Source organism: Neobacillus ginsengisoli, from assembly GCF_030813055.1.
On the sequence record NZ_JAUSTW010000008.1, the window covers coordinates 18,020 to 43,324 of the forward strand.

The 25,305-nt window shown below is 33.1% G+C and carries 14 protein-coding genes and 1 pseudogene; 6 read left to right on the forward strand and 9 right to left on the reverse strand.

Going from position 1 to position 25,305, the window contains the following annotated elements; genetic code table 11:
• Positions 1 to 36 precede the first annotated feature (36 nt).
• Positions 37 to 2,082, reverse strand: coding sequence for a sigma-54 interaction domain-containing protein (locus J2S10_RS21010; RefSeq protein ID WP_307411934.1), 2,046 nt, complete (start codon positions 2,080 to 2,082; stop codon positions 37 to 39).
• Between the two features lie 272 nt (positions 2,083 to 2,354).
• On the opposite strand from J2S10_RS21010, the gene J2S10_RS21015 reads away from it, so the two are divergent.
• From J2S10_RS21015 to J2S10_RS21035, 5 genes are all read left to right on the forward strand, one after another.
• On the forward strand, positions 2,355 to 3,776 hold the full coding sequence (locus tag J2S10_RS21015) for a YfcC family protein (RefSeq protein WP_307411937.1): 1,422 nt from the start codon (positions 2,355 to 2,357) through the stop codon (positions 3,774 to 3,776).
• A 36-nt stretch (positions 3,777 to 3,812) separates the two neighbouring features.
• A complete protein-coding gene (gene iadA, locus J2S10_RS21020; protein ID WP_307411941.1) occupies positions 3,813 to 4,985 on the forward strand; it encodes a beta-aspartyl-peptidase in 1,173 nt (390 codons plus the stop codon).
• A gap of 600 nt (positions 4,986 to 5,585) precedes the next feature.
• Positions 5,586 to 5,804, forward strand: a complete 219-nt coding sequence (locus tag J2S10_RS21025) for an arsenate reductase/protein-tyrosine-phosphatase family protein (protein ID WP_307412445.1) — start codon at positions 5,586 to 5,588, stop codon at positions 5,802 to 5,804.
• Positions 5,805 to 5,926: 122 nt separating this feature from the next.
• Complete coding sequence (locus J2S10_RS21030; protein WP_307411945.1) at positions 5,927 to 6,376, forward strand: hypothetical protein; 450 nt, start codon at positions 5,927 to 5,929, stop codon at positions 6,374 to 6,376.
• Between the two features lie 29 nt (positions 6,377 to 6,405).
• Entirely contained in the window at positions 6,406 to 7,275 is an 870-nt protein-coding gene (locus J2S10_RS21035) for a nuclease-related domain-containing protein (RefSeq protein ID WP_307411948.1), read from the forward strand.
• Between the two features lie 122 nt (positions 7,276 to 7,397).
• On the opposite strand, the pseudogene J2S10_RS21040 reads toward J2S10_RS21035, so the two are convergent.
• Positions 7,398 to 7,832 (reverse strand): annotated as a pseudogene (locus J2S10_RS21040) (nuclease-related domain-containing protein); the annotation flags it as partial.
• Positions 7,833 to 8,057: 225 nt separating this feature from the next.
• Here J2S10_RS21040 and J2S10_RS21045 point away from each other — a divergent pair.
• The gene (locus J2S10_RS21045; RefSeq protein ID WP_307411951.1) at positions 8,058 to 8,213 is read left to right on the forward strand and encodes a hypothetical protein; all 156 of its coding nucleotides are present in this window, start codon (positions 8,058 to 8,060) and stop codon (positions 8,211 to 8,213) included.
• Between the two features lie 481 nt (positions 8,214 to 8,694).
• Here J2S10_RS21045 and J2S10_RS21050 read toward each other — a convergent pair whose 3' ends face one another.
• The 7 genes from J2S10_RS21050 to J2S10_RS21080 form a co-directional block, all read right to left on the reverse strand.
• On the reverse strand, positions 8,695 to 9,084 hold the full coding sequence (locus J2S10_RS21050) for a hypothetical protein (RefSeq protein WP_307411953.1): 390 nt from the start codon (positions 9,082 to 9,084) through the stop codon (positions 8,695 to 8,697).
• Between the two features lie 542 nt (positions 9,085 to 9,626).
• The gene (locus tag J2S10_RS21055) at positions 9,627 to 10,460 is read right to left on the reverse strand and encodes a hypothetical protein (RefSeq protein ID WP_307411956.1); all 834 of its coding nucleotides are present in this window, start codon (positions 10,458 to 10,460) and stop codon (positions 9,627 to 9,629) included.
• A gap of 12 nt (positions 10,461 to 10,472) precedes the next feature.
• Positions 10,473 to 13,919, reverse strand: coding sequence for a hypothetical protein (locus J2S10_RS21060; RefSeq protein WP_307411959.1), 3,447 nt, complete (start codon positions 13,917 to 13,919; stop codon positions 10,473 to 10,475).
• Positions 13,909 to 14,793 carry a DUF4007 family protein gene (locus tag J2S10_RS21065; protein ID WP_307411961.1) on the reverse strand — a complete coding sequence of 295 codons (885 nt, stop codon included), beginning with the start codon at positions 14,791 to 14,793 and terminating at the stop codon, positions 13,909 to 13,911. Before J2S10_RS21065 ends, J2S10_RS21060 begins: the two co-directional genes overlap by 11 nt.
• A 105-nt stretch (positions 14,794 to 14,898) precedes the next feature.
• Positions 14,899 to 19,164, reverse strand: a complete 4,266-nt coding sequence (locus J2S10_RS21070; RefSeq protein ID WP_307411963.1) for a hypothetical protein — start codon at positions 19,162 to 19,164, stop codon at positions 14,899 to 14,901.
• Between the two features lie 15 nt (positions 19,165 to 19,179).
• Positions 19,180 to 19,998, reverse strand: a complete 819-nt coding sequence (locus J2S10_RS21075) for a DUF4007 family protein (protein ID WP_307411966.1) — start codon at positions 19,996 to 19,998, stop codon at positions 19,180 to 19,182.
• A 2-nt stretch (positions 19,999 to 20,000) separates the two neighbouring features.
• The gene (locus tag J2S10_RS21080) at positions 20,001 to 25,304 is read right to left on the reverse strand and encodes an ATP-binding protein (protein ID WP_307411970.1); all 5,304 of its coding nucleotides are present in this window, start codon (positions 25,302 to 25,304) and stop codon (positions 20,001 to 20,003) included.
• Position 25,305 lies beyond the last annotated feature (1 nt).

Here is a 25,305-nt window from a genome sequence, read left to right on the forward strand (position 1 = left end):
GTGGGATAAACAATAATATCAACAATAAAAATTTCTTTAGGAATACACTGCACGCTTTGACTTAAGAAAGTACAAATACTCCATTCCTGCAGCGGTTATCTTCGTGCCTGCCCTTCCTCTACCTTTGACGACAAATCCTTCACTTTCTAAAATATCCAAGCGGCGGCGGATCTGCTGAGGGGACAAAACAACGTCCGATTCTTTGCTTTGACTTGAAATCAGTTCTCTGCTTGCAGCTTTTCCTTTTTCGTTACATTGCATGATTATCTCCAAGATGAAAGCGCGCTCCCGGATTTCGAGCATACTTTCACATTCGGTATATTCGGACGCCACGCTGCCTCCGGCTTGTCCAAGCATGGACGGAAGGTCTCTTTTTGTCACCACATTTCCCTCACAAACCGTCAGCATGTAATCAATAGTGCTTTTTAATTCCCGTATATTTCCGGGCCATTCATATTGCATGAAATACTCCAACACGTTTTGCTCTACCTTTACCCACTTCCCGCTCTTTGTAATGATATGCTTGATCAAAAGTGGAATATCCGCTCTTCTCTCAATGAGTGGCGGAATGCAGAGATTAAGTACGTTCAGCCGGTAAAACAAGTCTGATCTGAATGAGCCGTCACGTATCTTTCCTTGAAGGTCTTTATTCGTTGCGGTAATCACTCGTACATTAATAGGGATAATTCTTCCACCGCCGATTCTGCGAATTTCGCCTTCTTGCAGAACGCGCAGCAGATGTGATTGAACTGTGAGACTTATGTCGCCAATTTCATCCAAAAAGATCGTCCCGTTATCCGCCAATTCAAACAGACCTTTCTTACCTCCTTTTTGTGCGCCGGTAAATGTCCCTTCTTCGTAACCGAACAATTCACTTTCAAGCAGGCTTTCTGTTAGTGCGCTACAGTTTACAGCCAGAAATGGCCGGTTTTTCCGTAATGAATGCTGATGAATAGCATGCGCAAACAGCTCTTTTCCTGTTCCTGTCTCGCCCTGAATCAAAATCGGATGTTCCGATAAAGCAAGCTTCTTGGCAATCCGCTTGCGCTCTTTCATTACAGCGTGCTCACCGATAATATCATTAAATCCATATTTTGTATGAAATCCTTTATTACGCATTTCTCTTTGCGCTGTCTTTTCAATTTCAAAGGCTTGATGCACACTCTTGAAAGTTGCGACAATTGTATTTTCCTTCGTCATTTGCAATCGAAAAATGACAACACCCACGCCGTCTATCTCAAAGTACTTGCTTTCATCCTTGCCGTTCAGGATGAAATCGGTAATATCCCGGCAATTTATCACATGTTCTATATCTTTATTAACTACATCTTGAACAACAACATGAAACAATGCGGCAAGCCGAGGATTAAATACCGTAATTCGTCCTTCCTGGTTGACGACCAATATTCCATCATCGACAGTTCCCACCACATTTTGGATGTGCTCACTCATCTGCTTTGCATCCCGCTCCGCATCTAGCAGTTTACGTTGTAATTCAATGATATTGCTAATATACCTTTCTGAAATCTTCGAGGATATATCCTTGTTCAAACCGCAGCATTCTACAACTTCCAGGATTGTTGTCATATCAAAAAGCCGCACACCTATGTCAATTACTTCTTTTATGTAAGAGGGACAAAGATGTGTTTCTCCTGGTGAAACAGCAATTTGAACATCCTCATAAAACAAGTTACCCTTCCGAAAAGGGATAAATTGAACATGATCGATACCAAGCTGATAGAAGGATTCAATAAGCCTGTTCGTTGCATCATCATCATCATTCACCAGCAGAACGGCTGACCCTTCAGGTATTCTTAAAAGTTTGTCAATGTATTCATGATGAACGGTTCTCTTTCCTACAATTATTTTCTTGGCATTTAGGCTATACATACCCTTTGTTCTCGTATAAGCAGTATCTGATGAATACAAGATAATTGTATCTTCTAGAGTCTGTGGAATTCCCTCATCTGCAGCATGACTTTTAATATGGACAAAATCGCCAAGCAATTGTTCCAGCTGTTCCTGCAAGGCATGCTTTGTTTTTTCGCTTCCCGCTATAAGTGTAAGTGAGGATTTTGACATAAAAATACCTTCCTGTCTTTTTATTGGTTCTATTATATCACCAAAAAAGGACAATAAAGACCAAAATATTTAAACTACGTATAAAATTCCCTTAAAAATCAATCTACCTAGATTGGCACAATTTTTGCATATATAAATCAGTGAAGTGCCCGTAGATTGTATAAGGAGGGAAATAACAGAATACTGAAAAAAAAGAGAGAGTTTTTAGGCGGGTATATTTTGTAAGCGTTTTAGTCTAGTGCATTTATTTTAAATACAAAGGAGATACGTGTATGAGTCTACCACAAGAAAAGGCTGTTTCGCTCGGAACAGCGGGAAAAAGAGAGAGAAAAGTCAATATTTTTGTATTGCTATTCTGCATTCTCGCAATAGCAACTCTACTAACCTATATTTTACCTGCCGGGGAATATACACAAATTCAAGCGAATGGACGGACCACTATCAACCCCGATTCATTTAAATGGATAAAATCGGCTCCTGTCGGATTGTTCGATATGATAAAAGCTGTTCATACAGGAATGGTAGAAGCCGGCAATATTATCTTTTTCATATTGATTATCGGAGGATTTTTCGGTGTCTTACGAGCAACAGGTACGATTGACGCACTTATCGCTACCAAGGCCCGGAAGCTGTCGAAGCGTGAAAAGCTATTGATTCCTGTTGTGATGCTTGTTTTCGCTGTAGGCGGCTCCTTAATGGGCATGGCGGAAGAAACACTGGCTTATGTTCCTCTTGTCATTCCACTGGCGTTGGCTCTTGGATTTGATACGATTACAGGAACCGCGATCGTCATTGTAGGGGCATTATCAGGGTTTACAACAGCCATTATGAATCCATTCACAGTAGGAATTGCACAAGGAATCGCAGAATTGCCGATGTTCTCAGGCATGGGATTCCGCCTTGTTTTATTTGTTATCGTCTATCCTGTTTCTGTTCTTTATATCTATCGCCACGCAATAAAAGTTAAGAAAAACCCTTCTATAGGAATCTATGGAAAATATACAAAAGAAGAAGCGAACCATCTGCTGCAATCAAGTGCGAGGTTAACAGTGAGACATAAGTTCATATTAGGTGCTTTTTTAATTAACTATATCGTCTTAGCATTTGGTGTCATCAAGTTCAAATGGTACATTACAGAAATCGCAGCCTTATTCGTTATATTGACAGTCGTAATTGGAATCATCGGAAAACTGTCTGCAGATCACATTGTCAACTCCTTTACAAAAGGCTCTGCATCTTTGATTGGCGGCGCTTTGGTAATCGGCGTTTCACGTGCCATTCTTGTTGTATTGAATGCGGGACATATCATCGACCCTATGTTGCATCTTGTATCTGAATCGATGAAACATATTCCTGCCTATTTAAGCGTTGTCGGCATGTACAACTTCCAAACTCTGATTCATTTTGTTCTAGCGTCCGGCAGCGGACATGCGATGCTGACCATGCCCATTATGGCGCCGCTCGCAGACTTATTGCATATAACGCGCCAAACGGCAGTGTTGTCTTTTTCTTTTGCGGACGGAATCGGAAATATGATTTTCCCTACTGCCACCACCTTAATGGCGAGCTTGGCAATTGCAGGCATTCCTTGGACAAAGTGGGTGAAGTGGATTCTGCCGCTGGTGCTCATTCAATACCTCATCGGATTAATAGCTGTTATCACAGCACACTTCATTGGGTATGGTCCATTCTAATTTAGGACAGGCAGTATTGACAGGAGGAGAAATGAATTGTTAACGTTAATCAAAAATGGCGAAGTATACGCACCCTATTACTTAGGAAGGAAAGACATATTGATTGCCGATGATAAAATTGTATTCATTGATGACAGAATCGCGGTTCCTGAAAACTTTGCCCCTATTCAAATCATTGATGCAGAAAATCTTTTGGTTGTTCCAGGATTTATAGATTCACATGTTCATATTATTGGCGGAGGCGGTGAGGGCGGATTCAAAACCCGCACTCCCGAGCTGATGCTCACTGATATTACAACTGCGGGTATTACAACACTGGTCGGTTTACTTGGTACAGACGGGACAACACGTAAAATGGAAAGTCTGCTTGCCAAGGCACGGGCGCTTGAGGAAGAGGGTGTTTCCTGCTTCATTCATACAGGCTCCTATCAAGTGCCAGTAAAAACACTGACAGGAAAAATTGAAGACGATATTATTTTAATCGACAAAATTATCGGTGTTGGAGAAATTGCAATCTCCGACCATAGATCATCAGAACCCACATTTGAGGAATTGGCTAAAGTCGCCGCTGCGGCACGCAATGGAGGGATCCTTTCAGGAAAAGCCGGCCTATTAGAAGTTCATGTTGGGGACGGAGATGGAAAGCTTTCATTGCTGCATGAAATTGCAGATAAAACCAACATTCCAATTCGACATCTTCATCCAACGCATATCAACCGAAATGAAGAATTATTTAGGGCGGGTATAGATTACGCGAAACGAGGCGGATACGTGGACTTTACTACAAGTACCATCCCTCAGTTTTTGGAGGAAGGCGAAGTGAAGTGCAGTAAGGCATTACGTACGATGCTTGACGAAGGGGTTCCAGTTGGACACATTACCTTCTCTTCAGACGGTCAGGCCAGCCTCCCCTTCTTTGACAGCAATGGGGAGTTTGCAGGCCTTCAAGTTGGAAAAGTATCGTCGCTATTTAACGAAGTGCGCGATTCTGTTTTAGAGGAAGGCATCCCGCTGGAAACGGCATTGGAGGTCATCACCTCGAATCCCTCACACGTGCTGAAGCTTTCAAACAAGGGCAGCATCCAAATCGGGAAGGATGCTGATATCGTATTGTTGCAAAAAGAAACATTGGCCATTTCCACCGTAATAGCGAGAGGACAAGTGATGGTAGAAAAGGGGGTTACGCTGATAAAAGGAACATTTGAATGAGAGAGAGACATTTATGTCAAATATAGACCTTTTAGAGAAGAATAATTGGCCACTTTTGGAGGGAAAGGAAGTAAATTTACCCTCAATTAAAAAAACTCACAGAAGAAGGAATTATTCAATATAAAACAGCGATACAGGTAACCAAATATTTATATATATGATTTAATAGTAATCATGATATGCACAACGAAATTAAAGATAAATCATATGATAAGATACAATATTGACATATTTGTTAAAATTATTTTTAAAAGATGTTAAGGTATAAACATATGCCGTTGTACTGATCAAGCTTACGATGTGAACAAAGATACAGACACGGAAGAGATTGCTCTATTATCAAAAAACACACAATTATCATTTAAAAGCCATTCGCCTCTTATAGAGAAACGAATGGCTTTTTTTGATACATTACCAAAACAGATTTATTTTTATATAGAATCAGTCTGAATAGCACTAAAACACTAGAAATTTATTATAGCATTACGAAGTATACTATGGATGAATTGTTAGGTTGGAATATATATTTTTCCTTTTATAACAAAAGAAATTGAGAGTATCGTCTTCCTAAGATTCTACAAATAGCACTACATCATCGGCATCAATGAAAGCAACACAAAGAATATTTCAGAGATAACCGGCAAACCTAATCATCCAAAAATCATTCGTCTGCTTGATTTATCTGAACAGAATAAAGATGTCCCTGATCCTTACAACACTGGTGATTTTCAGGAAACCTATGATCTTATTTCAGAGGGTTGCCGAGCATTACTCGGAAAATACGCATCGTACAGAACTTATAATATGATATCCCGCTAGTATGTTGATTGGCGGAATTCTTTTAAAGTTAATCAAATCAAATACGATAGGAATAAAGTCTAAAGGAAAATAGTAGGATTTACTTTCCACTTTCATTTCTTAAAAATAAAGAGTAGAAGATTTTGAAAGGTAGTGTCGAAAAGATGCTTTATATAAGGGATATTGAGAAAATAATTGAAAATACATTGCAAGAGCACAAATTTAATATTGATTATGAAATAAACAATAATCTACTTGCACCTATGAGCTTTAATGTATCGACTAATACGATTAAGTTTAACTATTTACAAGTTAATGGATACATAGCTAATATTAACTTTAAAATTAAAGAGACAGATGAAGACTGTGTTAAACTTATTCTATACCGTCAGCTCGGTTATTATTTAGCTTTTAAGGAAAACAAACATGATTTAAGGATTTTAAAGTATTTCGAAGATGAAAAAAAAGCAGAGCTACTAACTAGAATAGAAACGAATGCTTGGGATTATGGTAGAACCTTGGTACCTGATAAACTAGTAAATTCCTATGATAAAGTCCGTGAAATAGATAAAATATTAATAAAAAGCTATTAAATATGATCTGGTAGACAAGGAGAAAATAAATGATCTGGTTAATTATTTCCATTTTACTTGCTGCGTCTGTCGCTTGGTTAGCTTATGTAGTAAAAAAGGAAAAGACGAAACAAAAAGAAATGAGAAACGACCATTACCAAGAGTTAGAAGCTCTGAAAGAATTACAAAAAGCTTCTATGGAAACAGCAGCAACTAGGTTCGATGAGGACGTTATGCTTTTGAGCGAATCCTACCAACGTGAAATAGAAAAACTGATGATCGAAAATGAAGATATACGGAAAAATTATAGAAACCAAGGGGAAATCATAACCCATCAGATACTAGAAAATTTCAAATCAGATTTAATTCGAAAAAAAATCATCCCACCAGATGAAATGATTATTATGCCGAACATTTTTATACCTGAAGAAAACGGTAATAGTCGGCAAATCGATCACCTTATATTATTATCAACCGGTATATATGTAATAGAAACTAAACACTGGGAAGGTCACATAGTGTTGGGATTAACAAGGATGGGCAGCCACAAGTTATCTTTTTTGGCAGAGATAGTAGACAGAGAAAAAGAGGAAACGCTTGTATTTGATAAAGATGAGTCGGGAGCATTAACTGTAAAGACGTATGAAAATCCAATTAGCCAGGTTCAAGAGACAGCCGTCATCCTATCAAATTATTTACAAAGTCAAGAAATTACAACATGGATAAACACCTTGGTATTCTTTAATTACGATGAAAAAGAGGTTCATGATTGGTCGGATAACAGCATAGTAAAACGGTTGACGAATAAAGAGCAGTTACAACAGTTTTTTATCAATGAGCTTACATCCAAAAATAGAATATATGGAGCTTTTCAGCTTCAAAATTTAAAGCATCTTATCGAAAGCGCTAATTATATTTAAGTTTGCAAGAATTTAAGAAGAATCCACGTGAGGAAACATAGTAATGGGGGTCTGCCCCCATCAATTACTTGAATCCAATACAGATTTGGCGGAACGGATCAAAAGTGTTTTTGCTGCGGTCCCTCTTTGATAAAGTCTTTTGAAAACATTCTTGTATAAACGACACCGTGTCCATATGGAAATTTTAAATTGAATTTATACTTGCCATCCAATTGGATAAGACTTTTATCTTTTTTCAAAACATCGACTAAATGGAACATATAGTCCCTCGCCTGTTTCATTGGACTTTTAATCACAGCTTGATCACCTGATGTGGTGACGATATGCCACTCCTCATGATTAATTTGAAACAAGGTATTTTTCGTATAATCCTTTACTTCTAAAACAACAATTCCAAGGTCAGGACCAATAATCACAAAATCAGGTCTCTTCCCCTGTATTTCAGGCTCGAAATAGACAATATAATCATCTGGGAGAAAAGCCTTTAAAGTGCGAAATAATAACCGTTCTCCAGCTGTAGCAGATGATCTTATTGTTTCAGGAATCGTAACTGCCATAATAACCGCTCCAAAATTTGCATTTTTCTCCATTATACAACAGATAGTGCAATTATCCTAAAATTCCACAAAATAATCCTAGTAAAAAGACAATTTTCCACTAAAATAAACAAAATTCTGCCAAAAGTATTGTATTTTTGTCCTATTATTTTAATAATAGAATGGAAGTTATCTTTTTACTTACATAGAAAATGTTGAGAACAAATAGAAATTGAAGTAGAAATAATGTTGAAAGGATTCCTCGATAAATTTATTCAAGCTAACCAAAAAACAACACAATCAGTTGTCAAACCGATTAGCCAAGCTGAGGTAGAGGCATTAGTAGATACTAGGTTAAAAGAGCATGCTGCTACTATTGAGAATCATTTGCTGACAAAATAAGCACTGATCAATTAGGTGAACAAGAGGATTATTCATTATCTGCAAAACAAATTGAATTTGCCCTCTCTTTGATTGAGAAGACAAAGGAATTTGAACTGGCTACGGATCCTGTTAATATAACTGTGAAGGACTTAAATAAATTAATTGGCTATAATCGATATAAAAATAAGGGAATCCTTATTAATCTTGTTAAAAAAGGAGTATTGAGGAGATTATAAAGTTACATAATTTACAATAAATGCAAGTTTAAGAGGAAGAAAACCATTACCGTTCTACTAATGGAGAGGGAACGTTTCTTCTTTTTTTGTTTGAATATGATAATTAATACTTTAAATTTTATTTTAAATGTGTTAATTAATCTGATTTATTAACCAGCAAGTTAAAGATTTTTTTCATGCTCTAAAAAATAAACTTTATTTTGTACAACATCAAAAGTCATTGAGAAAAAAGTGATTTTTTTAATTGCTTTTTTTGTCCTAATTCAACATTTTTCAACAAAACACATTCCGTTAATCAAGTAACATTTTTCCGCCTTAAATATTGGTTTATTGTTATTTGCAATAACAAATGTATCTGTTACATAAGGGTTATAATAAACTAAATTATTAATTTCAATGTTTTCAGCCATATTTCCCATATAGTTACCTATTACATAAGCATGAACATTCTTTTGTTTGTCGCGTCTAACTCTTTTTTGACCAGCTTTTTGAACTTTAAACTCTACGTCAGATAAAAATAACACATCTTGATATGAAATTAAGCGTCGTGTCTTATTATCTAAAACTGAGAATAATTTTTTTCGAAGATTACGATATACTTTTACACGTTGGTTTATTAGTATTTGACCATTTAAAATGAGTGGATTTGTCATATAATACCACCTTTAATACAGGTAATGTCAAGTTTTTTTCAACTCAATTACATTTGTAGTCTGATAATTACAATATTAGAGATCAGAAATTTGGTAACTTGATCAAATATCTTTTTAATTAAATTTTTCTTACTAACCAATTTTAATCGGATTAGTAAAATTAAAACTAATTTGATTCTGTATCATAGGACAAGCTTATCCAAATGTTTACAAAAATATCCACTTTCTCTATTGAGAATATTTTCTATATAATATTTTTACTATTCCATTCATACAATGGGAATTTTTGTATCTAAAAATGTATTGGTTATATTTATGCTAAACTACAAGCTTTAAAGTGATGATTTGATTAAATCCTTTATTTCATAGGGCACATTCATCTTCAATCTAAATATTAAATAATTTTATAATACTTAGAAATAAAACTTTTACTTAAAATTAAAAAAAATAAAAAACCACATATAGGAAGTTACTCCTTAATGTGGTTTTTGAATTAAATTTTATTACAATATATAAATTCCTATACATCTGTACAGAAAATTTTATGAAAATGCACAAACACAAGGTACAGTATCATCAGGTTTTTGTAAGAAGTTTTCTACCCCTTCTTTTTCTAGTACCTCTCGATATTCTCGAAGAGTATACGGTCCGCCATCCTTCTTTAATATAGATACATCTTTTTCAAAATGTTTTCTGAAGTTTTCTTCCATTTCTTCTTGTTCCGCATATCGATCAGGCCAAATTGCATATAGTAATGCGTAATGCTGGAAACCACCTCTTACACATCGGCCTCCACAGTTCGCGTGAGAAAAGCCTTTTATTCCCAGCTCCGGTCTTAATTTCTCTGCTATGGAATACATTCTAGGCAATTTAATTCCCCACTCGTCTTCTATAATTGATTTAACATCAATATCTGCTCTAAATGTTTCTATCATAGGAAAACGGGTTTGAATTGGTTCGACTGGACGATGCTCATAAAATTCTTTAAGGTTATCTGCACGATGTGACTCGTGGGGGCCTATTCCAAAATAAAGGATAGGTTCTAAGTTGTGTACATCTCGTAACTCTTCAAGAAAAACTATAGTTTGATAAACTTTTAATTCCTCAGAGCATTTTGCTAAACGTGAATTACCTAAGAATCTATAATCGTAGAAAACTTCTTCGGGAGTTCTGCCATCTATTCGTTCAGTAATTTCTAGTCCAATATAATCAGCTATCTCGTCCATAAAACGATAATTGTCCACATCTTCCCATAAAGTGTTTGTGAAGAACAAAATACAATTTTCTCGTCCATATGCTTGAACCATATTATAAGCGACATATGCACTGGCAGCCCCGCCACTAAACATTGCAACATGTACTGTTTTTCTTTCCATATAATCTCCGCCTTATTCAATAAACTCATCAATTAGTTTAAAAATTAGGTATTCTGTTTCTTCTTTAGTAACATTTCTACCTGCATTTTTAATCATTCTCTGAACATTTCTATATATTGTCTCAGATTTTGTTGAAAGTTGGACCTTATTAATAGTCTTAATTGTTCCATTTAATGAAATTCGGATAAAATCTCCAGCATTTTCGTTTTTATCAAAGGTAGATTTATATTCTGACTTCAACTGGTTTAAGAACAATGAGTAGGTTGCATCAGACCAATTTACAAGGTCAATCCCTATAAAGCTAAGAATAAAATTCTCTAGCCAACTATTCGTTTCATTACATTTTAAAATACTTTTAACTAAGTTATTTTTCTTTTTGTTCTCTGGAGTTTGTTCACTAGCCCAACTAAAAAGTTCCTTAAAGTTTGAAGTATTCGTTAGCCTAAGAATCTCATCTTCTAGCTCTGCTTTGTATAATTTATAATGGCTTTCCAATTCAAACTTATGGTGTAATAGCATGTCTATTTTGTTTCCGAACCTATTAAATAGCTGTGTGAGTGATTCCTGGGGATTTATCTCACTTCTTCGTATTGTCTCTTTCAACCAAACTAATTCATTTGGTACACTGTTTGTAATTTGTGTGATTCTTGGAAGTTTTCTTAACCATGTTAAAATCGAATTATTTAATCTTAAGACCATTGGTTTGTTTTTAACAAGATCGTTCTCGTATTCTCCGAAAAACTCTTCAAGAACTTTGAAAAATTCTTTGTATTGAATGTCAAAATTATAATAAACAAATGAGTATTCAGAAGAATCATCAAACATCTTGTATAATTTTTCCCCATTAATTCCAGAAACAAAAAGATCATTTCTGTAAAACATGATTTGATCCCATTTATCCCTAAGTAAAGCAACAAGATATATAGGTATTAATGGTTCCCTAATTCCAAATGGTGATTCAGTCATTATTTTAAAAAATTCATGGAGAGTTCCGGTATTTTTTTGCTCAATATAATTAATTAAGACACTGCGAAGATGTGATAATTCTTTGTTTTCTATATCGTTAAGATTAGAAATATTTAGCTGGTTATTCTTAAAAATAGTTGCATAAATCAAATAATCTGGACCCTGTCCTTCTATTCCAAACCCATTTTGATAAGGGTTATTAATTATATGATCGAGAACACCCTGTCCAGCTTTTCGCTGAACATTATTTACGATTCTTCTATTGAAGGAATCATTCCTAACTTCTGGAGTAAGCGAGAAATTCTCAAACATAATTTTGCTCAACATATTCTCAAGATGGATTTCACTAGAAAGTGAAATTACTTTCCCAGTATAGATCCATATCATGTCTTTGCCATAAGATACATATTTTGAAAGAAAGTCATTAATAATAAAATCTAAATCTTCTCTTTTTAACAACAGTTCCTGTTTCAAATTCTTATCTGAATTTAACAATTCAGCATCAATTAAAAGTGCTTCTATCATCGAATACTCTGTTAATTGTTCTTCAATAGCTGTGAACGGTAACCGAGATATGCAGAAAATAGACAGTGGATCGCTTACCTTCTTTATTTCTTCTGTTAGTAAATTTATTTCACTAGTTTTTTCAATTAAAATATAGTAAACTACTGCATCTGCTTTTGTTTTTTCTCTCAAGCTCTTCCAATCAATTTCTTCTTTTGTTAGTTGAGAGCTTAATATGAATTTTACACGTGCATAACGAGTTATACTTTTCTGATCATTATATTCATTAGCGAAAAAGAAATGTTTTGGCAAACAATTTTCTAAAACTGATAAACGTGTTTTTCTTGTTGGTGGAGATTTTGCAGCTCGCTCATTTAAAAGTTCCTCTATTTGAAAAGAACTTCCTTCGAGTAGCTCCCAATAACCTAAAACCCAGTTATACCTAATTATCTTTAATATTGAAAGTTCTTTTAATAGAGTTGAAATTGTTTCAACGTTGATATTTAATGCAAAGCACAAAAATTCTGTATCTAGTTTAATTTTTGATTGTAGGCCAGCTAATTGCCATAGAGTAATCAATTTTAAAAGGTTCAAGGCAGGTGTATTACTTTCTAAATTTGGCGTTTTTGTGATTAAATTTTTATAAATTCTTAGTGAATCTATTTCCTCCCTACTTGTATCTAGATCGTATATATTAGGGAAAAAATAACTAAATAAATCAGACGCTAAATAAAAGCTATTTGTTTTGCTCAAGTGATTTAATAAACCACCAGTTTCATTACTCTCTAAAAATGTAAATAAGGTTCTTTCATTTTGACCAAAACTATTAGATAAAAAAGGTAGTAGAAAGAGAGCAACAGGATGGACAGGATATATTCCTTCAACGATAATCTTCTCTAGTTCTTTTTGATTTAGTTCAGGGAATAAAGGGAATTTTCTAAGGTACTGGATTAAACTTTTGTTTGTTTCACAATTAATTGTATTTTTATGTCCTAGCCCTTGAATAATTATCTCGGCTAACCTAATAAAGGTTGATTTATCGCTTTCAACGTAATAAACTTTAAACCTCTTTTCAATTCTTTGAAATTCGTTTCTAATTTCTTCACTTATTAAACTGAAATATTGACTTAGATTGCGATGTGTTATTAAAAGGAGATGAAAATTCTCACACGAATGATCAATTAATTCAGCTAAGTCTTGTAAATCTTGCATTGTTTCATGAATTTCTCGAGTATCTAAAGTTTGCAATAATCGACCAAATTCATCATATGTAATAAATAGGCCAATATTTTGCTTATCTAATTCTTTTAATACATGGATTATCTGATCCGTAAAGCTTTCATTAAATTCGAGCACGAATTTAGAGCCTGCTGTAAGTTGTGGGTAAATAGAAATAAACCAATCTACCTCAACCTTTTCCTGATTCATGATAGCAAGTCTCCAAATGTTTAATTCCTTATTATTTTCACGAAGAAGTTTCTTAAATTCTTTATAAGTTTTAGGAAACTTATTTTCCCATAGGTTTACAGTTTCGAGAATCTTACCATATTGACCTGGTAGAACTATATTAATATGATTTTCATTTATTGTTTTAATTATAGAATTTAACAAAGCCTCACGAAAACGACCTTCAAAGCCATTAAGTACAACTGTCAAATATTTTTTTTCTAGCTTATCTACTACTTGCAATTCTTTATAAATATCATCGTGAACTTTATCAAATTTTTTAGTTAATGATCCAAGTGTCCATGAATCTATCTTTTTAGAAGTAATATTTCCAACAATAGTTGCGATTAAAGACTTACCCGTTCCGTACGGACCAACGATAATATGAGATCTTTTATTTTTTGTGTCATTAAACCCTTTAAGTAATCCTAAAAGAGATTGTGCATGAGATGGTGTAGGTAGGTAACGATCTACAAATTCTTTTTTACCTAAATCAAATTTAATATTTACACTTGTCTTAAAACTATTAACTTTAGTAGACATGCAGTATTTCAACCTTTCGGGAATATTCTTCCTTAAGAAATTCCAGTGAACTAACATTTGGAATTCGAATCAGATCTAAATTATTAGTTCTTATAAAGCTTAAAGAGTACTTTTCTTTTCTGGATAATTCAGTTAATGCATTTACAATAGCAGCTCTAGTCATATTAAATACTTTGCCCCATAAGCCAGGAAGGTTTACTAATTCCTCCACAGATACACTGTCAGTATTTTGTTTGGACTTGTATTCTAAAAGTACGTACATTAAAGCTGTAAGACCGATTTGCGAAGCCGATAAATTCCGCTTATATACAAACCCCTTCTTTTCTTCTAGTAATACTAGTTTACTAAGCGGACTTTGTATTACCTCTTCTGGATCAATATTGCTTTGACCAGAAGTATACAACTTTATTAAACAATCAATATCTTTCTTAAGTGAATTATTAGAAAAGGGTTTGTTTTCATTTTCTTTTACCCATTCAATAAACTCGGAGGTAAGATTTTCCTTTGTAGATATTGTTTCATTAAACTTATTAAAAACCCAAAACCACGCGGTACTAGGATCTTTTTCTCTGCACATATGAAAATGAAGAATAGAAGCAGTATCTTGAAATTTAACAAATTTATCGTACCTAAAAAACAATTCTCCAAATTCCGTAATTAGATGAATCTTTTTTCTATCATCATTAAAAACTTCTTCGACAACGCCGGTAGCAACTGCCCAATATCTGAGTGATTGTACCATATTTTTACCTAGCCCAATTTTTTCGAAGGCTTCTTTATCATAAAAAAATCTCGGATCTTCTCTCAAAAATCTTATCGCTTTATTTAACCATCTATCTCTCAAATAAAAGCTTTGATGTTGACCATAACCCATAAGGAACTCCCTTTCATGTGCACTACTGGAGAAAATCCTCCAGTAGTGCATACTGTACAAAAGAATGCATCTAGAAAAATTCTAGATGCTTAGTATTCTGCTAAATTAACTTCTTACGCTTAGCAAAGATACTATTTTATCATAACAGAATTTTTTTTGTTCTTCTGTCAAATTGTTAAATAAACTGAGAACGCCATCGACAGAAAGTTCATTCAAACGCAACATAACTTGGTTGCGCATTTTTTTGAAATTATCGATTGATATTGGACTTAGAAAATGCGGCAAAACCGTAGTATCATTGAGCCATATATTACACTCTGTTACATCCCAACCTATCTCAGAGTTCAGCTGCTTTAAATACCTATTAACCCACTTAGTTTCTAATTCATTAAGATGATTTATCATTTGTTCTCTATTTGATTCTAGCAGTGGAATAAAATCAATATCTGATTCAACTTCATTCCATTTATTTTCTAATGTTGCTAGCTCTGATAATAATTCTTCACGTATATCCTTTAATTCTTCAAGTATATCGACATCATTCAAGAAATTTTGTAAATCATTTGCACTTTGCTCTATACTTACCCTATCTTCTTCCTTTATAGTTCTAGCTAAAAGTTTCTTGGCTTTCTTTAAAACTTCTTGGCTTAACCTAATATCAGAAAGATCGAAGAATGAGTCATAAACTTGAGTAATTTCCTCAGTTAATCTATCTATATAAGAAGAAATAAGCTCTACACGAGGTTCTAGTTTATCAAGGTAACTATCTAAATAATTACGATCTACGTTATGACCTAGAATGAAATCAATAAGTTCTTGTCCCTCTTTTTTAAAATTATTAAGTTGTTCAAAGCCTGTATTCTCTGTTGGAACACTTTTCCTCAAATATTCTTTAACATTCCCATTAATATTTTGTAATTTGTGAACAACTGAGAGATCATCTAATATTTTTTCTAGTTTGGTTTGCGTTTTCCTTGCTTCCTCTTTATAATCATATTTTCTTAATAATTTAATGATTTCTTTTACCCATTTTTCAAATAGAGTAACTTGACCAATATTTTGACACTTCAGTTTTATTAGCCAATCTTTAAATTCTTTCTCTATAAATGCATGTGAACCTTGAATTAAATTGTCGGCAATTTCAGTATGTTTTTCATTAAAAACGTATCTGTTTGATTCTTCGATCGGTCCATTAATTCCTTCGCATTTTTCAATAACCTCTAATATTTTTTTCAGGTCTTTATCGCTTTTTGCTTGTGAATATTTATCCCTTACTGCTGCAATGGATCTTGTTGTTTTATCATAGAGGTTCATCCCTAAATCAAGAATCATCTCCATATGTGCAACTTTATCTTCCATTTCTTCTGGAATATCTTCCTCTTTTTTTAGATGCTCTAATTCTTTTTTCAATACAGGGCATTGGTCCACATCGTTATTTCTTTCAACTTTAAGCGACAAATTTAGATATCGGGATGATAATTCATCCACATTCACTTTTACAATGGTCGTTTCCAGGAGTCTTAATAAATTAACTTCTTTATCAAGATAAATCTCTTGTCCCCATTCTTCTAATCTTAAACGCTCATCATTAATATTAACACGAGTTTCAAACTTCTTCTGTGCTAAATATACCGCAATCAATAAGGCCAGAGAATAGTCATTTAAACCGAAAGGAGGTTTCTGATATTGATCAAATATATTATTAACAGGAATTGATTCGTTCCTTTCTAACTCCTCATCCAACTTATTAAAAATTCTCTTTACCTTCCTATACGTTGGTGAAATAAGTTGATAGTTATTATTTAGGACACCCCATGCACCAGCTTTACCATCAAATAGAACCTCTTCAATTCTATTTTTAATATCGGATGTCTCTGAATGAATCATTTGATAATTCATTCCTGCTAGTACTAATCTTGCTACTCTAGAAAGACCCTTCTTGGGAGTAGCTAAAGTTTTTCCAGTAAAGCCAGTAAAAGGGAAAGGAATTATGTTAGGATACAATTGGTCTAATTGATCTTCAGCATACCTGTTTAAACGATTACTTGTTTTATCGATGCCACTCTCTGTTATAACTAGTCTTTGACTAGCGAGATTATTAAATTTATCTTTGACTAGCATTTCATTTTTTGAAATATAATCCGGAATAAATCTTGCATACTTTAGCTTTTCTTCTTCAGTAAATAATTTCGATATTTGATAATCTAAAATTGAGTTATAAAACATTCCTTCTCTATCATCGAGGATAAAGAACAAAATTGGAATCTCTTTAAATTTTAACTTGTGTAATAATTTCTGAACGGATTTTAACTTATCACTTTCTTCACTTTTAGGTACGTATATCCAAAATACTTTCCCTTTAGGTAATTCTGGTGTTGTAGACATCTCGAATTCATTTTTTAAGGAAATAAGAAACTCATTAATAATTTCGTCTAAATGTATTATATGTTGAGTGTACTTCCATTCATTTGAAACAATATAGTTACGTTGTCCAAAAGAGGTTTCAATATTATCTAATTTCAGTAAATCTTTAGTGGTACTTTGAAAAACTAATTTTAAATCAAGATCAATTTTATTTTTTTTCTTTTGAATTAATCTTTTAAAATCATTTATTCCTGTGGCATCAGAAACAAAATCATAGACATTTGCAGTTTCATCAAAGCTGATAACACCATAATCATTCTCGAGAATAGATAGAGAAGCATCTACTTCCTTTTCAGATAATCCAGATGCATAAATCAGTGCTATTTTTACATCCTGTAAGGATTTTGTTCTAAATCTGCCTATTCTCAATAATAGGTTTGCAGCAAGAACTGCCTTTTGTCTTTCATCTAATTTATCTCCGTATTTAATCAGAATTTGATTAAAGAGTATACAATATTCACTCTGTTTCCGTTCGTCTTGTTCTGCAGCTAACAACTCTTGGAAGAAATCAGATTGTATTATTGAGATCCCAGGAATAAAAGGTAAGTCACCGAAATCATGTAATTTTACATCACCAAAATTTTCAATTTGTTTATCTAAAAAAGTTAAAGAAGAACGTTGTTGTAGCCAGCTGGAAAGGTTTGATAACATCCACGTTGTCAAAGGGTGTAAAGGATATATACCTTCTAAAATAACTTTTCTAAATTGATTAAATTCCTTCCACACACTTGATTCTTGAGCTGATGGCAACCAAGATAATAATCGTTTATGAAATTCTCTCCAGTATTGAGTTTCATTTTCTTTATTGAGTTTGTTTTCAATTATTTCTTTAAATGTCTTTGTGTTAGTTCTCTCAATTAAATTTGCAAAGATTGTTTCTAAATTGGAAGATAAGTGTATCTTTTCACTTGCTTCATAACGCCCAACATAACGGTTTATGTTAGAGGACCGATCTACCCTGGTAAGATAAGTTTTTAAGTCCGATTGAATGAAACCAACAAAAAGTATCTTATCAGAACTATCTTGTACAGCCTCGTAAATTTGCTGAAGGGCCGAATCTCCTGCTCTTGTTGGATATGAGGATGCAAACTCAATGTAACGTCCAAATTCATCAAATAAAACAAGGACTTTATTAAATTGATTTCTATCTCCACAAAGTGTTTGAGATATTTTAAGCAAAACATCACCTGCAGAAACTCCCTCATCCCATCGAATAAAAGTTCCATTAACATATTCATAAACGACGTTTATTACTTCAAAAACTTGTGTATCCTGTAAGATATTTTCAATAAGGTATTCTTTTAATTGAGATAATGGTAGGTGCGGAAGTAATTCTTTCGCATTTTTTTCATATAAATCCCGAAAAGTATTAAAAGTATTTTTCACAAAATTCTTGGCAATGTCGTAAGATTTAGTCAATGTTTGTAGGAATGTCGAATCCACATTATGAATAGCTAAGGCCTTTTGTGTTGCATTTAATATTTCATAATTTAAATTGAAATCCTTCATACCATTTAAAACAAGAACTAGGTTGGGTTTATTGATAAGAGTAGTCACTTCGTTCTCAATTCTTTTGTCCACTTTATTTAAATTTGTTAGGACATTACTTGAACTTTGTGGACTTCCAAATAATGCGGCTAAAGTTACAGCTAAATGGGATTTGCCTGTACCATAAGGAGCAATTGTCATGACAAAGTTTGAACCGTTTGTCTCGCCATATAATTTATTAGCTATTATGTTAGTAAAACTAGCTGTATCTACTAATTTATGACTTTTATAAACAATATCAGCTTCACTTACACCAAAATACTCTGGTCCATGGAAAACAAAGCTTTTTGCAACATCTATTTGTTTCTCTTTTTGATAATACCAGTCAACTTGAACAGCACCATTAAAATATAGCTCTTTTTTAAATCGTAATATATCTTTAATTTTATGTCCTTCCATACCCTATATCCCCCGTCATATTAACAATGAATATATTTGACTTAATAAAACTTGAGAGGACTCCTGCCTTACAATTGTCAACGGATTCAATTGTCGATTGATTAGTATTATTCGTTCGTCTTGTAATAGTTCAATAACATTTAGTATGTCTCTGTCAGACCATAGATAAGGAACCCCAAAATATAATTTTTCCTTTAAATCGGTAATTGTTATTTCTGTCATATCACCGGCTAACTTTTCCCAGTTAGAAAGGAGTTGATAAGCGTATAGATATTTATAGGAAGGCTCAATCTTATGAGGTGTAAAAATATAATTTTTCCCTTCGTCAATCATAATATTAAGAGCAGCAAAGCTAGTATCATTTAAATAACTTGAACGTAGGGGAGTAAGATTTACTTCTGACTCAAAATTTTTACAAACTATATTAGATAAAACTTCTTTCTGAATTTCTGTACCAAGTTGTGGGACTAGTTCGTTAAAGACAAAACTCCACAAAATAGCCTTGGAACCTTTAGACACTAAGTTATAATGACAGGACCACAAAGTTATGGATTCAACAAAGTATGGGTCTTCATTATATATAATGTCGCCTAATATTGTAGGAAAGACCTTGAACCTCTTTCCTTTGGTTTCTACGTTTATGAGACCCATAAACTCAGCATAATTAATGTTAGGGACGACCTTTCCGGAACTTGCACCGGTTGGAATTGTAGTCAATTGTGAGATTTCCTCTTTTGTTAAAAACTTATCACTTTGTTTGCTAAGACGTAATAATTGGGCAATTGCATCTCTTTCAGGAGAAAAGGTTTTATGGAAATTCAAACTATATTTCATAACTAATTCATCCTTTCAGAGAATGGTATAACATTAACAATTCTAGGACCCATTCTTTCTAAATTACCATCATTCTTGAGTAAAGGTCCCCAAACAATACATTGACCTTTCCTTAGACCAGACAATTTTTTCGCCCATTCCTTACGTTTAAAAGAATCTGTGTCTAAATAAGAGGCTATACTTGTAATTTCTTCTTCCGGTGGTGAAAAATATATTTTTTGACTGGCATTTTGTAATCTTTGAATCTCATCTTTTCCTAATTGTCCTTGCATAAATTGCGTTGCATACCAACCAGACCAACCAAACTTTCGTCCTTCCGTTAATATCTTAGCACTTGGAGATTTTTCACTATGATCAAGGTTCTGTGCTTCATCGATAATTGCAGGAAAAGGTAAAGATTTATCACCATGAGTTAATAAATAATTCCATAAATCCCAAAGAATAAATTCAGTAATAACCAACTGAACATCCCTGTTAAACCCTGTCAATTGAACAATAAATACTTTTCCTTTTTTCTTTAAGTGTTCTTCCCAGTTATAGCTGGAGCTTGTATCGAACGGGTTCCTGTCAATAATAGATTGAAGCTTTGAAAGAGTAGTTTGAGCGTATGAAGTACCAAGTGCTTCTAGCTCTTTTCCTAGGTATTTCAAATCCATCGCATCTCCATATTTACGTAAACCTTCCTTGGTTGCCTGATACAATGCATTCGCTTGCTGTGATCCTATATCTTTATAAACAGCCATAAATACGCTCTTTATTCTTTCCGCAACATCCTCATCACTCTCAGGTAAAAATTCATCTTCGTCTAATTCTTTAAGATTTCTTTTAAACGGGTTAACAGGAAAACTATCTCTAAAAACCAAAAATTGTTCAATATTTTCGCCTAGTGCCTCTTTAAATTCCGGCTCAAGTTTCGACTTTTTAAAGCCGTCTGTATAATCAAACACAATACTTGAGATCCCACTTCTTGCTAACTCATAAAGTAAACATTGAATAAAGTATGTTTTCCCTACTCCTGATTTGCCAGAAATCAAAATATGTCTATTTTCTAATTGTGGATGTCCATACTCCCAAAAAATATCCTGATTATTTCTAGTATCCTTACCTAAAAGTATGCGCACCTTTTCAAGGGGTACAAAATTTGTGTTAATACTGGCCACATCTTTGTTCTTGGGCTCACGAATTTCGGAATTAGAATTATCTACGTGATGATTATCTTCCCCAGTTAATTCATTACCATTTCCACCATTTCCTATTTTGATGGAGGTAGGGCCTTCAACCGTCTGTGTATCGTGACTGTTGGTATCATCTCTATCTTCATCTGAAGTAACTGGAATTTTAATTGAAGGTGAAAACTTAATATGTTGGTCTTCATCCTCTAGATTTCTTTCTTCTAAGCTAACCTCTGTGAAATCACTCGTTAATTCCTTTTCAAACTCTTCTATTAAAAATTCAAAATCATCACGATTATTGGTAAAACTTAATAAGTTGTTCTCTTGAATATCTACATACTCAATATTCTCTGACATTTCCTTAGGAAGTAAATACTTTTGAATGTAAAGCTGACCATATTCTTCGTGTGTACATAAAACATTGTTCCCTAGAAGTATATCAATGTTATTTTTACTTACTTCATTATTAATATTAAGCCAATAAGTAAGTAATTTGGCAGACCAATTTATTTTAAATTTACCCTCAAGTATATTTAATAGACTTTGATTAAACTCACTTTGATCTTTTTCTAAATTTGGTACAAAATTTGGAGCAAATACTAATGAACGATATAACTGCGCAAACCAATATCTTCTATTATATGAAGATGATTCACCATCAAATAATTTTGAAAGATAATTAATACTATTATTAAGCTGGGTAAGCCCCTTCTCAACATGAACATTATTTTCCCTACCCATTTTGCATTCAACAATAGTCGCATCGATCTCAATAAAATCATTTTTCAAATCGTCTTTCTTAATTTGTATTAACAAGTAGTCTGGTCGGTTTGAAGAATCGCTAAACCAGTGCATATAGGAATCCATTGGGATGTAAGCCTTTAGAAGGATATTTTCCTCACGAGAATTAACATTAATAGTGTTGACTGATAAAATATATGATAAAAAACTATGAATTTCGTAATCATAGGGATTTAAAGCTTTTAAGATTTTAATGCCATCCAATTCCTTAGACTGTTCAATACAATATTTAGCACATGCATTTAACTTATCATTACCCCACGATGGAAATAAATCCTTTAATCTCTTAGTAAGACGTGTAATTACATCTGTTCGCATCTTATCAGAGGCTGAGATAGTCATATTTAACTCACCGTATGGGCCCTCACCAGTTGAAAAGCTTATTACCTTATCTCTATTAAAGAAATTTTTGTCAAGAGCAGTATCCAATGTAACTACCCATCTTGCCTTACTATGTAAAACATCTAAAACTTGATACATTTGATCAGGCAGATTCAGTTCTTTTTCTACCCTATATATTCCCTCTTTACTATCAGGGTACTCAACCCTATGTGTTAATTGTGAGTAAATGAAAGAAGAATGGAACTGTCTTTGACTAACTGAAACCCTTCTTGTTAACTCAGATTCATAAATTGGCATAGGATGAAACACCATTGGAAATCTAGTTTCTGAAGGTGTGATATTAGTTTGACCCGTATGTCGGTAGGCAACTTTACTAGTTGTCATAACATCATTAATAAAGATCAAATCATGATCTAGTAATACATCTTCTAATACTGAACACGGATCGTTTTCTAAATTAATATTTCTATAGTAAGTCTCAATTTTCACATTATCTTCTTCATTAAAGAAATTATCCAACCAATAATTCACATAGGTTCTTCCCTCTTGAAGTTGGCTTGGAGATATAATTTGTAACTTAATATTTATTATGTGAGTTATTTCTTTTAATGTTTCAATAAATGTGTGGACTCCAGCAACTACTGGTTGTAAATGTTCAAAGTTTATAAAACCAATTTTAATACAATCAGTTTGAGCAGGGAATGTTTGAACATATTCGGTTAACTTTCTTTCAATAAGGCGAGACATAAAAGTGTTCGTTATCATTTCCTTGGTATTAAAATCATCATCAAATACCAAATCGTTATCCAATAGAACAATAGACTCTAAAGTATTCTCATCTAAGACATCACCGTGTAAAGCATAATAACCAAATACTTCTTTTGTAAGTTTATTATTTGAAAAATCTGAGATTATTGTATCTAAACCCGAATTAATAGTTGATTGTCTAATAATATTTTCAATAAATTTTTCAAAATGCTTGTTTGTAGTATTGTTGTTTAATGCCTCAATTAAAAGAGTATGGATACCTTTTCTGAAAAACGCCTGTTGTTCAATCATTTTCTCTAACATTGCAGGGTGAAAAGGAGGAACAATAGCTCCATTAAGATTTTCATCACGTGCTGCTTCCTTAGACTCGACCATTAAGAAAAGATTTGTTAAGAGATGGTAATGTTTCTTTTCTATTGTAGTAAGCGTTGTATTATTGTTTATAATTGATTCAATTACATCAATATACTTTTTAATAAACAGTTGTGCTGTAAATGATTTTCTTGCGTTTACAGTGTTGTAGAAACCATGATTTTTCAAATCATTTAAAAAGTCTTTAAATGGCTTATTTAACTGATATAACTTAGACGCCATCGTGTCTTCTTTAATTTCCTTTGGAAATAAGTCAAATACATTAAGATACTGATAGTCAGACCCATTTAACTGGTAAAAAAAGATTTCTGAGTCTACACTGCTTAATAAATTACCTAAAGACTCACAATAAAAAATAGGTAAGAAACCTGTTGTTGATTGACTTGTTTCAATTAATTGATCCAGAATATTAATATCAAAGGTATGAAGCCAAAATTCATTAGGGTTAAAAATCCACTTGTATTCAATAGGTTTGTTAATACCTTCAATATTTACAGAAAATGATATATTAGAAAGTTTTTGAGTACCTTTTGAGGGTTTAATTGATAAATCATCCAAATGAGAAATTTGAAATGGATCTTTATTGTCCCTATAATAAATGTCTATTTCACTTTCTAGCTCTTCCTGTAGATATTCAACTACTCCACCTGTGGCAAAACATATCCTCGTCCAAGCATTGTAAAGATCGTATTCATTATCTTCTATATAATTTGATAACACAGCTTCATTAACTGATAGTTCAAGTTTGGTTTTTCCATCTAAATCAATTGAGTTATTAAGCATGGACAAGCTACTAAAAATTATTTTTGAAAATGCCTCAATTGGAGCACCATAAATTTTAACCATTTTTTCTTTAGGTTCCACAGGACCCTTAGTGCTTTTTAAATTTATAATGGCATTAATAAAGTTAAAATCTAATTTAAACAGTTTAGGTCTTAATTCATCTAAGGTTTTACCTTTAAAATAATCAAGAAGCGCTATTTCAAACTTTTCAAATGATCCAAATAATTCCTTTACATGCTCAATACATTCAGGAAACTCTTCATACATATTTTTATCTTTAAAATCTTTTAATTTCTTTTGTAACTTGGAAAATTTTGCTTTCGTCAATCCATCCTTAAATTCTGCTCGATTTTTAAATTTATTTGCTTTTTCAATTAAATCGAACTTTTTTTCTTTTCCCAAATTACTAATCGTTCTACTGTCAAATTTATGAATAGAAGGCAAACCCCAGTCATTTAATAGGTTTCTACCAATTGATTCTAGAACTTCTTCGAGACCGTTTACATTTTCTCTTTCTAACCGATCAATAACGCTACTAAGCTTATATAAGTCTTTCGGTACTATACGAAATAAGTGGTCAAAAAAATGATTTATCGCAGTTCTTTCGGATTTATCTTGTACATCTATTAGCTTTACAAACCAGGAATAATATTTCTTACCAACTAGTCGCTCGAGAACTTCAGGAGATATTTTATAAAAATCTGCTAAACCTCCCTTATCTTGAACACTTTCAGTTCCCATTAAGAATATTATTCCCTTATATTCAACTACTGAATTTCTCCATGTTGTCATTTGAACTTCATGTTCAACGAAATTTTCTTCTTCAAGTTCCTCTAGAAAAGAATGAAATTCCTTATGTGCTTTAAAAAGTGAATATTGTTCTTTAGAAAGCTTTGCATGAAAGCTTATTCCCTCTTTAGAAAAAGTATTTCTAAAATATCTACATACCTCTAAATAGATTCTAGGGTGTACAAAGTTTTCTAATCTAAACAAATACGCTTTATCTCTATTTGAGAAATCAATATTTTCATCTAATATTCCTATTATTTCACTTATATATTCCTTCACC

What these genes read in the sequence shown, in the direction of transcription:
- J2S10_RS21015 (WP_307411937.1), top strand. Translation starts at nt 2,355, where the DNA reads ATGAGTCTACCACAAGAAAAGGCTGTTTCGCTCGGAACAGCGGGAAAA.
- J2S10_RS21045 (WP_307411951.1), top strand. Translation starts at nt 8,058, where the DNA reads ATGTTGAAAGGATTCCTCGATAAATTTATTCAAGCTAACCAAAAAACA.
- J2S10_RS21065 (WP_307411961.1), bottom strand. Translation starts at nt 14,793, where the DNA reads ATGGGTTATGGTCAACATCAAAGCTTTTATTTGAGAGATAGATGGTTA.
- J2S10_RS21055 (WP_307411956.1), bottom strand. Translation starts at nt 10,460, where the DNA reads ATGGAAAGAAAAACAGTACATGTTGCAATGTTTAGTGGCGGGGCTGCC.
- J2S10_RS21075 (WP_307411966.1), bottom strand. Translation starts at nt 19,998, where the DNA reads ATGAAATATAGTTTGAATTTCCATAAAACCTTTTCTCCTGAAAGAGAT.
- J2S10_RS21035 (WP_307411948.1), top strand. Translation starts at nt 6,406, where the DNA reads ATGATCTGGTTAATTATTTCCATTTTACTTGCTGCGTCTGTCGCTTGG.
- J2S10_RS21010 (WP_307411934.1), bottom strand. Translation starts at nt 2,082, where the DNA reads ATGTCAAAATCCTCACTTACACTTATAGCGGGAAGCGAAAAAACAAAG.
- J2S10_RS21060 (WP_307411959.1), bottom strand. Translation starts at nt 13,919, where the DNA reads ATGTCTACTAAAGTTAATAGTTTTAAGACAAGTGTAAATATTAAATTT.
- J2S10_RS21050 (WP_307411953.1), bottom strand. Translation starts at nt 9,084, where the DNA reads ATGACAAATCCACTCATTTTAAATGGTCAAATACTAATAAACCAACGT.
- J2S10_RS21070 (WP_307411963.1), bottom strand. Translation starts at nt 19,164, where the DNA reads ATGGAAGGACATAAAATTAAAGATATATTACGATTTAAAAAAGAGCTA.